The organism is Pannonibacter sp. SL95 (assembly GCF_026672425.1).
Classification (GTDB): domain Bacteria; phylum Pseudomonadota; class Alphaproteobacteria; order Rhizobiales; family Stappiaceae; genus Pannonibacter.
In genome coordinates, this window is record NZ_JAPPRC010000006.1 from 519,929 (window position 1) to 532,700 (window position 12,772).

The 12,772-nt window shown below is 62.5% G+C and carries 11 protein-coding genes and 1 riboswitch; of the genes, 2 read left to right on the forward strand and 9 right to left on the reverse strand.

Translation table 11 applies throughout. The features are described from left to right. Positions 1-13: 13 nt before the first annotated feature. Positions 14-1,240 (reverse strand): O-succinylhomoserine sulfhydrylase, encoded by a 1,227-nt coding sequence (locus OVA12_RS19480; RefSeq protein WP_268140255.1) that lies wholly within the window; start codon positions 1,238-1,240, stop codon positions 14-16. 41 nt (positions 1,241-1,281) lie between these two features. After that, positions 1,282-1,361: riboswitch (SAM riboswitch) on the reverse strand. A gap of 140 nt (positions 1,362-1,501) precedes the next feature. Between OVA12_RS19480 and OVA12_RS19485 the strand changes: the two genes are divergently transcribed. Further along, the gene (locus tag OVA12_RS19485; protein WP_268140257.1) at positions 1,502-2,596 is read left to right on the forward strand and encodes a 2'-deoxycytidine 5'-triphosphate deaminase; all 1,095 of its coding nucleotides are present in this window, start codon (positions 1,502-1,504) and stop codon (positions 2,594-2,596) included. A gap of 38 nt (positions 2,597-2,634) precedes the next feature. Next, complete coding sequence (locus OVA12_RS19490) at positions 2,635-3,573, forward strand: histone deacetylase family protein (protein ID WP_268140258.1); 939 nt, start codon at positions 2,635-2,637, stop codon at positions 3,571-3,573. A 6-nt stretch (positions 3,574-3,579) separates the two neighbouring features. Here the strand turns inward: OVA12_RS19490 and OVA12_RS19495 are convergent, their stop codons facing one another. The 8 genes from OVA12_RS19495 to OVA12_RS19530 form a co-directional block, all read right to left on the reverse strand. Further along, on the reverse strand, positions 3,580-3,852 hold the full coding sequence (locus tag OVA12_RS19495) for a DUF6460 domain-containing protein (RefSeq protein ID WP_268140260.1): 273 nt from the start codon (positions 3,850-3,852) through the stop codon (positions 3,580-3,582). Between the two features lie 108 nt (positions 3,853-3,960). Next, a complete protein-coding gene (locus OVA12_RS19500) occupies positions 3,961-4,932 on the reverse strand; it encodes an AraC family transcriptional regulator (protein ID WP_268140263.1) in 972 nt (323 codons plus the stop codon). A gap of 303 nt (positions 4,933-5,235) precedes the next feature. Further along, positions 5,236-5,604, reverse strand: coding sequence for a hypothetical protein (locus tag OVA12_RS19505; protein ID WP_268140265.1), 369 nt, complete (start codon positions 5,602-5,604; stop codon positions 5,236-5,238). Between the two features lie 144 nt (positions 5,605-5,748). Then, positions 5,749-7,980 carry an FAD-dependent oxidoreductase gene (locus OVA12_RS19510; protein WP_268140267.1) on the reverse strand — a complete coding sequence of 744 codons (2,232 nt, stop codon included), beginning with the start codon at positions 7,978-7,980 and terminating at the stop codon, positions 5,749-5,751. 24 nt (positions 7,981-8,004) lie between these two features. Continuing rightward, positions 8,005-9,213, reverse strand: coding sequence for an acetyl-CoA C-acetyltransferase (locus tag OVA12_RS19515; protein WP_268140269.1), 1,209 nt, complete (start codon positions 9,211-9,213; stop codon positions 8,005-8,007). 26 nt (positions 9,214-9,239) lie between these two features. Continuing rightward, positions 9,240-9,878 (reverse strand): glutathione S-transferase family protein, encoded by a 639-nt coding sequence (locus OVA12_RS19520; RefSeq protein ID WP_268140271.1) that lies wholly within the window; start codon positions 9,876-9,878, stop codon positions 9,240-9,242. A 77-nt stretch (positions 9,879-9,955) separates the two neighbouring features. Next, positions 9,956-11,746, reverse strand: coding sequence for an acyl-CoA dehydrogenase C-terminal domain-containing protein (locus tag OVA12_RS19525; RefSeq protein WP_268140273.1), 1,791 nt, complete (start codon positions 11,744-11,746; stop codon positions 9,956-9,958). A 233-nt stretch (positions 11,747-11,979) separates the two neighbouring features. Beyond that, the gene (locus OVA12_RS19530) at positions 11,980-12,441 is read right to left on the reverse strand and encodes a MerR family transcriptional regulator (protein WP_106751720.1); all 462 of its coding nucleotides are present in this window, start codon (positions 12,439-12,441) and stop codon (positions 11,980-11,982) included. Positions 12,442-12,772: the final 331 nt, after the last annotated feature.

The window sequence follows — 12,772 nt, forward strand, 5'->3', positions numbered from 1 at the left end:
TTCGCGGGCCGATCTAGAGGGCGGCGGCAGCGGCCAGCCCGCGCTCGATGTCGTCCAGCAGGTCGAGCGGGTCTTCGAGGCCAACCGAAAGCCGCAGCATTCCGTTGGTGATGCCAAGCTCCAGGCGGGCCTCTTCGGCGACGTTCTTGTGTGTCGTCGTTGCCGGATGCGTGATCAGGCTTTTGGCGTCGCCAAGGTTGTTCGACAGCTTGATGACCTGAAGTGCATTGGTGAAGGCGAAGGCCGCTGCCTTGCCGCCTGCCAGCTCGAAGGCCAACATGGTCGATCCGCCCGTCATCTGCCGCGCAATCACAGCCGCCTGGGGATGGTCCGCCCGGCCCGGATAGATCAGGCGGGAGATCGTCGCATGCCCGGCGAGCCGGTCAGCAAGGCGCTGGGCACTTTCGGTCTGGCGGGCAATGCGCAGAGGCAGGGTTTCGAGGCCCTTGAGCAGAACCCAGGCATTGAATGGGCTCATCGCCGGTCCAGTGTGCTTGACCAGCGGCAGGACCTCGTCCTCGATCCACTTGGCGTTTGACAGCACGACACCGCCAAGGCAGCGCCCCTGGCCGTCGATGTGCTTGGTGGCCGAGTAGACCACCACGTCCGCACCAAGCTTCAGCGGCGACTGGAACAGCGGCGTGGCGAAGACGTTGTCGATGATCACGCGCGCGCCGACCGCATGGGCGATCTCGGCGACGGCTGCGATATCGATGACGTCCAGCGTCGGGTTGGTCGGGCTCTCGAGGAACACCGCACGGGTCTTCGGGGTCACGGCAGCACGCCACTGGTCCAGATCCGTGCCGTCGACAAGCGTGCTGGTGACGCCGAAGCGCGGCAGCAGCGTCTCGACGATGTAGCGGCAGGAGCCGAACAGCGCCTTGGCGGCGACGACATGATCACCGGCCTTGACGCTGGCCATCAGCGCCAGGTTGACGGCAGCCATGCCACTGGCGGTGCCGATTGCGGCCTCTGCCTGCTCAAGCTCGCACATCCGCCGTTCGAACATGGCAACGGTCGGGTTGGAATAGCGCGAATAGACGAAGCCCGGATCCTCGCCATTGAACCGTGCCTCGGCGGCTTCGGCATTCGGATAGACAAAGCCCTGAGTGAGGAAGATCGCTTCGGACGTCTCGCCATGCTGCGAACGGATCGTGCCGCCATGCACAAGACGGGTCGCGGTGCGCAGGCCGTCACTGGTTGCGCCGCTGCTAGCGGACTGGTCGTCGGATGCGGTCATCGGTCGAGGCTCCAGATACAAAAAAACCGGCCATAGGGGCCGGGTTTCACCTCCCGACCTTTTTAGCTACTTCTTTAACGTGGCTGCAAGCCGGCCGGCCCAAATCACCACGGAACGACTGACGCATTACGCCATTCCCGGCAAAGCGTCAATCACGCGCATAAAACTTGGTTGGCCGGAGAGAAACCATGAGCTAATCACTCAGATCCCCGGAGCGGCAGGCTGTCCTGCCCGTGCGACGCGAACGCGAGAGGTCTGTCCATGCGCCCTGAAGGCATCCTGCCCGCCCATATGATCGAGGACATGTTCCGGTCTGGCGGCATCCTCAGCGCTGCGGCGCCCGTCGAGGGGCAGATCCAGCCGGCAAGCCTTGACCTGCGCCTCGGCAGCCTGGCCTACCGGGTGCGTGCCAGCTTTCTTCCTGGTCAGGGCGTCACAGTCGCCGACAAGCTCGATGCCTTCGCGCTGCACACGATCGATCTGGCTCCCGGAGCTGTGCTGGAGACGGGCTGCGTCTACATCGTGCCCTTGCAGGAGAGCCTCGCCCTCAGCGAAGCGGTCTCCGCAACGGCCAATCCCAAGAGCTCGACGGGCCGCCTCGACGTCTTCACCCGTGTCATCACCGATGAGGGACGGGCATTCGACACGGTGCCAGCTGGCTATCGCGGGCCGCTCTATGCGGAAATCTCGCCGCTGACCTTTCCCATCCTCGTTCGCGAAGGCTCGCGCCTGTCACAGATCCGTTTCCGCATCGGCGAACCGCTGATCGGGGACAGCGAGCTGGAAGGCGTGCATCAGGTGCAGCGCCTCGTCAGTGGCGGGCATGAGCGCATTGGCGGTGGTGTCCAGCTGTCCATCGATCTGGAAGGTCAGGGCGAGGGCAGCCTTGTCGGCTACCGCGCCAAGCACCACACGGGTGTGATCGATGTCGACCGCACTTCAGCCCATCATCCGCTGGATTTCTGGGAACCGATCCACCGGCGCGGACCTGCGGAACTGATCCTCGATCCGAACGAGTTCTACATCCTCGTCAGCCAGGAAGCGGTGCATGTACCGCCGCTGTTTGCCGCTGAGATGGTGCCGTTCGATCCGCTGGTCGGCGAGTTCCGCGTGCACTATGCCGGCTTCTTCGATCCGGGCTTCGGTCACGGCGGGGCAGGTGGCGCGGGCTCGCGCGCGGTGCTGGAGGTGCGTTCGCACGACGTGCCCTTCATTCTCGAGCATGGCCAGACGGTCGGTCGTCTTGTCTATGAACACATGCTGGAACGTCCGCACAGCCTTTACGGCGAGGGCATCGGTTCCAATTATCAGGGGCAGGCCCTGAAACTGTCCAAGCATTTCCGTCCGCTTGCCTGATTGGCCGTCAGGCTGGGCCGGGCACGCAGGTTGATCTGATGTTCGCTGAAGCCGCTGTTCCGATCGTTCATCACCCGGCCTATCGCGCCGAGCTGCCGGATGGCCACCGGTTTCCGATGAACAAGTTCCGCCGCGTTGCCGAGCTTGCGCTGGCGGAGGGGCTGGTACCGGGTGGCCGCTTCCACAGGCCGCGTCCGGCGCCGTTCGAATGGGTCGCGCTCGCTCACGAGCGTGCCTATGTGGAGCAGGTTTTCGCGGCTGATGTTCCCCCGCTGATTGCGAGGGAAATCGGCTTTCCGATGACGGAGAGTGTGGCCCTGCGCGGCCGTTGCGCCACTGGCGGCACGGTGCTGACCGGCTATCTGGCGCTAGAACACGGCCTTGCCTGCAACACGGCCGGAGGCAGCCACCATGCGCGCCGGGCCCATGGTGCCGGCTTCTGTGTCTTCAATGATGTCGCCGTTGCCATCCGGGTGATGCAGGCCGATGGAGTTATTCGTCGCGCCCTTGTCATCGATCTCGACGTGCACCAGGGCGATGGCACCGCCGACATCTTCAGCGGCGATCCGGATGTGTTCACCTTCTCGATGCATTCTGAGAAGAACTACCCGGTGCGCAAGATAGCGTCGTCGCTCGACATCGGGCTTGAGGACGGCACAGAGGATGAAGCCTATCTGGAGCAGTTGGCAGCGGCCCTGCCTTACGTGCTTAACGAGGCGCGGCCCGATATCGTGTTTTACAACGCAGGGGTCGATCCGTTCGCAGGAGACAAGCTTGGCCGCCTGTCCCTGTCCCGCGATGGGCTGCGCCGGCGAGACGAGCATGTGATCGGGCTGGTCCGCGCGCTGGGCCTTCCGCTCGCCGGTGTTCTGGGCGGTGGCTACTCGGCCGACATTGACGAACTTGCCGACCGCCACCTCACATTGCTGCGTGCGGCCATCGCGGTTCAGTCCGCACAGGCCGAACGCGTCGGCTGATCGGTGTCAGCGTCCGCGCGCGGAAAAGATCCTGCTCACCAGCCAGATCGGCACGACGATCACGGCGCCAAGCACCAGATACTTGCCGACCTGCTCGATCGCGGCAAAGCCCATGTCCCAAAGGCGCTGCACGAAGGACAGCAGCAGATCGATGACGCCAAGCGGATCAAGATCCAGGGCAGACAGGATGACGCCGACAACGAGCGACAGGAACACGAGGCGCACGATGACGCGCAACGGCGTATCGCCCAGAAACCGCGTCAGACCATCACCAGACATGTCCAGTACCCTTATTGATGCGAACCTGTGGCTCCATACATAGGCAATTAAGCAGGGGTCTGCATCCCCGCGGCCGGGCAGGTCTGTGAATAATCCGGTTTGCACCTGTCAGGCCACGGAATCTTCCATGCCCGGATCGCCGTTCAGCCGCACGGACTTTGGCGGCACGCCGTACCAGGTCTTGACCGCGCGGGAGAATGCCGAGAGTTCCGAGAAGCCGAGCAGGAAGGCAATTTCCTTCATCGGCAGGGACGTGTCCTTGAGATAGCGCGCGGCCATGTTGCGTCGGATGGTTTCGGTCAGCTTGCGGAACGACGTCCCTTCGGCTTCCAGCAACCGCTGCAGCGAGCGCTGCGACATGCCGAGCTCGGCGGCCACGTGCTCCAGCGAGACGGTGCCGGACTTCAGGGCCTCGTTGATCTTCTCCGCCACCCGCGTCAGCGGATCGTTGCGGCCGCCGTATTCCTCCATCTCGCGCAGTGCAGCCTGCTCGACGATGGCATAGAGATTGGCTTCGCTGCGCGGAGTGGGGCGCGGCAGGTAGTGTTTCGGGATGACAATCCGATCTTGCGCCTGACCGAAACGCAGACGCGACCCCAGGCGTCGTTGCAGATCAGACATGCGGCGAGGTGCAGGCTGGGAGATGTCGATCAGCAGCTTTGCCGTCGGATCCTGGATCGCAAACTCGATCCGTCCGATCGCCCAGGCCATGCGCTCGTAGGTGCTCTGCACGCGCGGGATCCCGCAGTCCGGAACCTGCCATTGCAGGACACTGACGTCGCCTTCGTCTTCGAGGCTCATGCGGTAGAAATTCGTACGGAGCGGCAGAAAGCGGACCCAGTTGTTGAGGCCGGTTCCAAGGTTCGGCGCGCAAAGCCCGACATAGTCGAAGGTCGAGTACAAGCCCAGTGGCAAGGAGGCGGCGACGTCGAGGATCAGTCCATCGTCGTTTGAGGCATGTGCCACATGCTCAAACAGCTGAAGAGCGGTGCGATAATCGACCGTTGCGGCGGGACAATGCGGCTGATCGGCTCGTATGCCGAAGTGCCGGGCAATCGCGGCCCAGTCCAGTCGCTTCATTTTGCAGACGATTTCGAGCGAGTGCAGTGTGTCTGCCCTGCACCAGTCGTCTTGCAGTCGCCGTAACCCTCGGTTGTGCAGCACCGCTCTATCTCCCTCCCCACAAGAGGCCTTTACACTGTTCTATAGACGTCTGTCTGGCGCAATAGGTCAAAGGAGTGTCGCGGAGCGGGGAGTTCGATTTAATTTGGCAGGTTTAGTTAAAAATGCGGTTGATTGAGCCAACGACTTTCACTCGGGAAAAGCGCAATACCTATCCGAAAGCGCATGTGAACGCTGCGTCAGATTCTCTTTCTGGGCGTTTCAACGGGTCCTTGTCCAGGACGCCGGGGAATTCGTTTCGCATAATGAAACGCGACGGGTTCCTGAAATGCGCTGGTTCGCATTGTTTTCGGCAACACGTGGCCCCATCACCAACGAAAAAGACCGAATACAGAGCGAAACCGCCCGAACAGCATAGGAAAGTCTGTCGAGAAGATGTCGACAGGCTTTCCGTGCTTTCAGCGATGGGTAAACGATAAATCGGCTGGTCACGCGAAAATTGTACCAATCCAGCGGTTGAATATCGTTTTTCATTAAATTATCCGCTGCAATGGCTTCACAATATTGTGAACGCGCTAAGAGTTTCTGCAGCTGTGGAAAACTCTGCAAGCAATCATTTGCAAGCGCCATGATGCAATCGATTTCCGTTGTGGCGCAATACGCATCTGGGCTGAACCTGAGTCCACAGGCAGGTCAGAGTTGCAAGCAGTCATGCAAAAATGGGGAACGCAATTTCTCGATTGCGTTCCCCGGCAGCTGAACCTTCTGGCTCTGTCAGGCTGCGTCAAGTTCTGACGCGTTGGCCGACTTGCCCTCTGCCTGCGGCGGGAACTTGCCGTAGAAGGTCTCGTTGTTCTTGGCCATTTCGCGCAGCAGCTTGTTCGGCTTGAAGCGCGGGCCCCACTTCTTGGTGAACTTCTTGCAAAGCTCAACGAAGGCGTGGGTACCCATCATGTCGATGTAGCTGAGCGTGCCGCCGGTGTACGGGGCGAACCCGAAGCCGAGGATCGAGCCGACATCGGCCTCGCGGACGTCTGTCAGGCACTTTTCTTCAAAGATGCGGGCGGTTTCGAGGGCCTGCATCACCAGAAGGCGCTGCTTCAACTCCTCGACATTGAAGGCGTCAGCCGGCTTCGGCTTGCCAACCACATCCGGGATCCCGGCCCAGAGAGACTTTTCCTTGCCCTTGTAGTCGTAGAAGCCCTTGCTGTTCTTGCGGCCGAAGCGCTCGCGCTTGACCACCATCTCTTCCAGGATGTTGTCCAGCGGGCCTTCGACGTAGTTGACGCCAAGGTCCTTGCGGGTAGCCGAGACGATCTTCCAGGCCAGATCCAGCGCCACTTCGTCGCCAAGCGACAGTGGCCCGACCGGCATGCCGGCCATCTTGCCGGCGTTCTCGATCATGGCTGCCGGTACGCCGTCGGCCAGCATCATCAGACCTTCGCGCACATAGGTCATGACCACGCGCGAGGTGTAGAAGCCACGGCTGTCATTGACGACAATCGGGGTCTTCTTGATGGCCTTGATGTAGTCCAGCGCCATGGCCAGCGCCTTGTCCGAGGTCTTCTTGCCAAGGATCACCTCGACCAGCATCATCTTGTCGACGGGCGAGAAGAAGTGGATGCCGATGAAGTTCTTCGGGCGGGACGAGGCTTCTGCCAGCGAGGAAATCGGCAGCGTCGAGGTGTTCGACGCATAGATCGCCTTGGCTTTCAGCGCAGCTTCGGCCTTTTCGGTGACGACACGCTTGACCTCACGGTCCTCGAACACGGCCTCGATGACGAGGTCGCAGTCCGCCAGCTGGTCGTAGTCCGGCGTCGCGTTGATGCGCGCCAGCAGCTTTTCCTTGTCCTCGGCGGTTGCCTGGCCACGCGAGACGGACTTGCTCATCAGCTCGTCCGAATGCGCCTTGCCCTTGTCGGCAGCGGCCTGGTCGCGGTCGATCAGCACGACGTCAATGCCGGCCTTGGCCGTGACATAGGCAATGCCCGCGCCCATGAAGCCCGCGCCGATGACGCCGATCTTCTTGATCTTGTTCGGCTTCACGTCGGCCGGACGGCGCGCGCCCTTGTTCAGCTCCTGCATGGAGACGAACAGCGAGCGGATCATGTTTGCTGCTTCCGGTGTCTGCAGCACATGCGCGAAGTAACGGCTCTCGACCTGCAGGGCCAGATCCATCGGCAGCTGCAGACCTTCGAACACGGACTTCAGCAGACCACGAATGCCCGGATAGTTGTCCTGGGTCTCACGGCGATAGATGGCGTTGGCGGCCGGCCAAAACTGGAAGCCGGCCGGGGAGTAGACCGGGCCATTCGGCAGCTTGAAGCCCTTCTCGTCCCAGGGCTTCACCGGCTTCACGCCCGCCTTGAGCATCTTCTTGGCCGTCTCGACCAGCTTCTTGGCCGGTGCGGTCTCGTCGATGAGCTTCATCGACTTGGCCTTGTCGGCACGCAGGGTCTGGCCCTGCATCAGGAAGGTGAGGCCAGCCTGTGCATCGGTCATGCGCATGACGCGCTGCGTGCCGCCGGCGCCCGGGAACAGGCCCACCTTCACTTCCGGCAGGCCGAGCTTGAAGCTGTCATCTTCCACGCCAACGCGGGCATGGCAGGCCAGCGCCAGTTCGGTGCCGCCGCCCATGCAGGTGCCGTTGATCGCAGCGACGAACGGCTTCCCGCAGGTCTCGAGCTTGCGGTAGATCAGCGTCAGCCGGCGCGAGCCTTCAAACAGCGTCTTGGCTGCGGCTTCCGCATCCTTGCGGCGCTCCTTGTGGAAGCCCTTCAGCAGGCCGTCGAGCATGGTGAGGTCGGCACCGCCCGAGAATGCGGCCTTGCCGGAGGTGATCACGGCGCCCTTGATGGCCGCATCAGCCACCACATCCGCAATGATCTTGTCGAGGTCGTCCATCACCGAGATGTCGATGACGTTCATCGACTTTTCCGGCATGTCCCAGGTGATGAGGGCGATGCCGTCGGCATCGGTTTCAACGGTGAAGTTCGTGTAAGCCATTGTGGTTCTCCCCGAGGACAGCCGTCAGACGCGCTCGATGATCGTCGCCGTGCCCATGCCGGCGCCGATGCAGAGGGTGACGAGGGCGGTGTTGAGGTCGCGGCGCTCCAGTTCGTCGAGCACCGTGCCGAGGATCATGGCGCCTGTGGCGCCAAGCGGGTGGCCGAGCGCGATCGCGCCGCCGTTGACGTTGACCACCGACGGATCAAGATCGAAAGCCTGGCGGAAGCGCAGCACGACCGAGGCGAAGGCTTCGTTGATCTCGAACAGGTCGATGTCCTTGAGGCTCATGCCGGCATTGCGCAGCAGCTTCTCGGTCACGTCGACCGGGCCGGTCAGCATCAGCGCCGGTTCGGAGCCGATGTTGGCAAAGGCCTTGATGCGTGCGCGGGGCTTCAGCCCGGCCGACTTGCCAGCCTTGCGCGAGCCGATCAGCACGCCTGCAGCGCCATCGACGATACCCGACGAGTTGCCGGCGTGGTGCACGTGGGTGATGCGCTCCAGTTCCGGATGCGCCTGGACGGCGACCGCGTCAAAGCCGCCCATCGCCCCCATCATCTCGAAGGATGCGCCGAGTGCGGCCAGCGACTGCATGTCGGTGCCCGGACGCATGTGTTCGTCCTTGGCCAGGATGGTGATGCCGTTGACATCCTTCACCGGGACGACGGACTTGGCGAAGTAGCCTTTGTCCCAGGAGTGCGCTGCGCGCTTCTGGCTTTCGACGGCGTAGCTGTCGCAGTCATCGCGGGTGAAGCCGTATTTGGAGGCGATCAGGTCCGCCGACACGCCCTGCGGCATGAAATAGGAGGGCAGGGCCACCTGCGGATCGACCGGCCATGCGCCACCCGATGCGCCGATGCCGACGCGGCTCATGCTCTCGACACCGCCAGCAATCACCAGCTGGTGCTGGCCGGACATGACTTGGCCAGCGGCCATGTTCACCGCATCGAGGCCGGAGGCGCAGAAGCGGTTGATCTGGATGCCGGGCACCGAATTGTCGTAGCCGGCAGCAAAGACGGCCGCGCGGGCAACGTCGCCGCCTGCTTCGCCCACCGGGTCGACGCAGCCCAGGATGACGTCATCGACAAGCTTGGTGTCGAGTTCGTTGCGGTCGCGGATGGCTTCGAGGGCGACGGCGGCGAGGCGGACGGCGGTCACCTCATGCAGCGAGCCGTCCTTCTTGCCGCGTCCGCGCGGAGTGCGCACGTGGTCAAATACATAAGCCTCAGGCATGGAATCCTCCTGAACGTCGTGGTTGGTCAGGCAGATGCGGGCAGCGGATAGCCCGGCATCAGCGCATAGGGGGGAGCCCAGCCAGGCTGGGCACGAAGCCGGTCAAGCCAGCGGGACATGTTGGGATAGGCGGCAAGATCGATCCCGATTTCGTCGGGCCAGAACAGATAGCCGCACAGGGACAGATCTGCCGTCGTCAGCCGGTCGGCGACCACGAAATCGCGGCCAGTCAGGTGCTTGTCGAGGATGGCAAAGGCCGACTTGGCCCGGGCCTCGAAAAAGGCAGTAACCGGTGTTTCCCCGGTCTTTGCGAATTGCCGCAGGTAACGCAGCGTCGCCGCATAGCTGCTGAGCTTGTGGTTGTCGAAAAGGACCCAGCGCAGGATCTCGCGGGCTTCCTCCTCGGTGCGGGCACCGAACTCGCCAAGCTCCTCGGCAAGGTAGTCGAGAATGACGCCGGACTGCACCAGCTTGAGGCCGTTATGCTCCAGCACGGGCACCTCGCCCATCTCGTTGACTGTCTCGCGGAACTCCGGTGACCGGGTGGCTCCGTTGAAGAAGTCGACGAACCGCGGCTCCCAGTCTGCCCCGGCCAGCTGGAGCATCAGGGCGACCTTGTAGGAATAGCCCGATTGGGCAAAGCAATGCAGCACATACTCGGCCATGCGTTCCTCCCGTCATGGCATGACACCACAGGCATGTGACCAAGGCGTGGCCCGGCGGTTGCGCCGGGCCAACCGGATCAGAATGCCTCGGCAGGCAGGCTCATCATGGTGTCTGCACCGGTCGAGATGCGGGCAAGATGCGCGGCCGTTTCCGGCAAGGTACGCTCCATGAAGAAGCGGCCGAAGACCAGCTTGGCCTCATAGCGCTCCTTGTCCTCGCCGGCCGCGATCTTGTCCTGAGCGGCCTTGGCGATCTGGGCCCACATGTAGGCGAGTGCGACCAGACCGAAGAGGTGCATGTAGTCAGTGGAGCCAGCGCCGGCGTTGTCGAGCTTTGCCATGGCGTTCTGCATGAACCACATGGTCGCGGCCTGCAGGTCGTCATGTGCCTTCTTCAGCGGCTTGGTGAAGGGGGCGAGCGCCTCGTTTTCCTTGTTGGCCTTCAGGAAGTCGCCAACCTCGGCAAAGAAGGTCATCACGGCGCGGCCACCATTGGCCGGCAGCTTGCGGCCGACAAGGTCAAGCGCCTGGATGCCGTTGGCACCTTCATAGATCATGGCGATGCGGGCATCGCGCACGAACTGCTCCATGCCCCATTCGGCAATGTAGCCATGGCCGCCGTAGAGCTGCTGGGCGTTGACCGCGTTGGCAAAGCCGGTGTCCGTCAGGACGCCCTTCAGAACCGGGGTCATCAGGCCCATCAGGTCGTCCGCACGGGTCCGGTCTGCCTCGTTATCCGAGCGATGCGACACGTCGCCCTGCAGTGCGGTCCACAACACCAGCGCGCGGGCCGCCTCGTTGAACGAGCGGATCGACATCAGCACGCGGCGCACGTCCGGATGCACGATGATCGGATCGGCGGCCTTGTCGGCGGCCTTCGGACCGGTCAGGGCGCGGCCCTGGATGCGGTCCTTGGCGTAGACGACCGCGTTCTGATAGGCGACCTCCGACTGGGCGAGGCCCTGAACGGCAACGCCAAGACGGGCCTCGTTCATCATGGTGAACATGGCGCGCAGGCCCTTGTTCTCCTCACCGACGAGCCAGCCGGTCGCCCCGTCATAGTTCATGACGCAGGTCGCGTTGGCGTGGATGCCCATCTTGTGCTCGATCGAGCCGCAGGAGACGCCGTTGCGGGCGCCGAGCGAACCGTCGCCATTGACCATGAATTTCGGCACGACAAACAGCGAGATGCCCTTCACGCCCTCCGGTGCGCCTTCGATGCGAGCCAGCACCAGATGGATGATGTTCTCCGCCATGTCGTGTTCACCGGCCGAGATGAAGATCTTGGTGCCGGAAATCTTGTAGCTGCCATCGGCCTGCGGTGCGGCCTTGGTGCGGATGAGGCCCAGATCGGTGCCGCAATGCGGTTCGGTCAGGTTCATCGTGCCGGTCCAGGTGCCGGCCACCATGTTGGGCAGATAGGTTGCCTTCAGCGCGTCGGTGCCATGCAGCGTCAGCGCAGCCACGGCGCCGGCGGTCAGGCCCGGGTACATGGCAAAGGCCATGTTGGCGGAGGAAAGATATTCGGCCATGACCATGGCCAGCGTGTGCGGCAGGCCCTGGCCGCCGTGATCGGGGTGAACCGACAGGCCGCCCCAGCCGCCTTCACAATAGGCGTCATAGGCTTCCTTGAAGCCCTTCGGGGGAGTGACGCTGCCGTCGTCGTGACGGACGCAGCCGGCCTGGTCACCGCTCTGGTTCAGAGGCTGGATCACCTCCTCGCAGAACTTGGCGCCTTCCCGCAGGATGGCTTCAACCAGATCGGGCGATGCATCGGCAAAGCCCGGCAGGTTGCTGTAGCGTTCGTAGCCGAACACATCCTTGAGTAGAAACAGTGTGTCCTCGACGGGGGCACGGTAGGTCGGCATAAATTCCTCCCAGAACGAAACCGCATAATCACGACTTGACGTTTCCGTAAACGTCAACTGCCGCCTTTATATACGCGCCATTCCCGGGCGGACAAGTCGTGTCCTTGCGGAAGGTACGCCTGATTCTTTATAAAATGAACAAAAGTCGCATGCCCTAACGCACAAAACCGGAGCGCGTGCCCCGGTTTTGCGTGATTTTCGATCAATTTGCGGCCGTGCCGTGTGCGTCAGGCTTATTCGCCCTCGGCTTCCTTGTGCTTCAGCATGCCGGATACGATCTCGACGGTGCGAGACAGTTCCTCGATCGCCTGGTCGATATCCTTGCGCTGGTTGACCAGCACGGCAATCTGTTCGCTGAACCGCGACAGGGCGACCCGCAGTTGAGTCACCTGGCCGTCGCGCAGGTCATAAAGATCCAGCATGTCGCGGATCTCGCTGAGCGAAAAGCCGACGCGCTTGCCCATGACAACCAGCTTCAGGCGTGCGCGGTCGCGGCGCGTGTAGACGCGGTTGAGGCCATCGCGCTTCGGGTTCAGCAGGCCCCGGTCTTCATAGAAGCGCAGGGTGCGCAGGGTGCAGCCGAATTCCTTGGCGAGGTCGCCAATGGTGAAGTGGGTCTTCTTCGTGCTGTCGTCAGCAGCAGCCACGACATCAACAATCTCGGTGTTGTTCCGGAGGGATAGTGCTTCGCTCATGTCCTGTTCCTGCTCGCATGCCCCGCATTGGCAGCTGATCCGTGCGCCCGGTCAGGTGCGGAGGGCGGCTTGCGCGGTGTCGCTACACCGGGAGGGGTGTGGAAACGCCGTTCTCTGACTGAACGCCATACCTTACGCTAAGGGAATGGTCCACACCTCGCATGCGCCTTTTTTCTTGATTCGGCGTTTTTGGGTGTCTGGCAAACGAGCGGTTAAGACAAATTTGCAAGCTGCGACCGGAATTAACGCGCTGTTTACCCTACCACGACAAAGATTCACCCATTGCTTCGGTGCCATTGTTTTTCCAGTTCCGGGACCGCGCAGCTCGCAA

Excerpts from the sequence above, each read along its gene's own strand:
- OVA12_RS19515 (WP_268140269.1), bottom strand. The coding sequence starts at position 9,213 with ATGCCTGAGGCTTATGTATTTGACCACGTGCGCACTCCGCGCGGACGC.
- OVA12_RS19490 (WP_268140258.1), top strand. The coding sequence starts at position 2,635 with ATGTTCGCTGAAGCCGCTGTTCCGATCGTTCATCACCCGGCCTATCGC.
- OVA12_RS19480 (WP_268140255.1), bottom strand. The coding sequence starts at position 1,240 with ATGACCGCATCCGACGACCAGTCCGCTAGCAGCGGCGCAACCAGTGAC.
- OVA12_RS19520 (WP_268140271.1), bottom strand. The coding sequence starts at position 9,878 with ATGGCCGAGTATGTGCTGCATTGCTTTGCCCAATCGGGCTATTCCTAC.
- OVA12_RS19500 (WP_268140263.1), bottom strand. The coding sequence starts at position 4,932 with ATGAAGCGACTGGACTGGGCCGCGATTGCCCGGCACTTCGGCATACGA.
- OVA12_RS19485 (WP_268140257.1), top strand. The coding sequence starts at position 1,502 with ATGCGCCCTGAAGGCATCCTGCCCGCCCATATGATCGAGGACATGTTC.
- OVA12_RS19525 (WP_268140273.1), bottom strand. The coding sequence starts at position 11,746 with ATGCCGACCTACCGTGCCCCCGTCGAGGACACACTGTTTCTACTCAAG.
- OVA12_RS19510 (WP_268140267.1), bottom strand. The coding sequence starts at position 7,980 with ATGGCTTACACGAACTTCACCGTTGAAACCGATGCCGACGGCATCGCC.
- OVA12_RS19495 (WP_268140260.1), bottom strand. The coding sequence starts at position 3,852 with ATGTCTGGTGATGGTCTGACGCGGTTTCTGGGCGATACGCCGTTGCGC.
- OVA12_RS19505 (WP_268140265.1), bottom strand. The coding sequence starts at position 5,604 with ATGGCGCTTGCAAATGATTGCTTGCAGAGTTTTCCACAGCTGCAGAAA.
- OVA12_RS19530 (WP_106751720.1), bottom strand. The coding sequence starts at position 12,441 with ATGAGCGAAGCACTATCCCTCCGGAACAACACCGAGATTGTTGATGTC.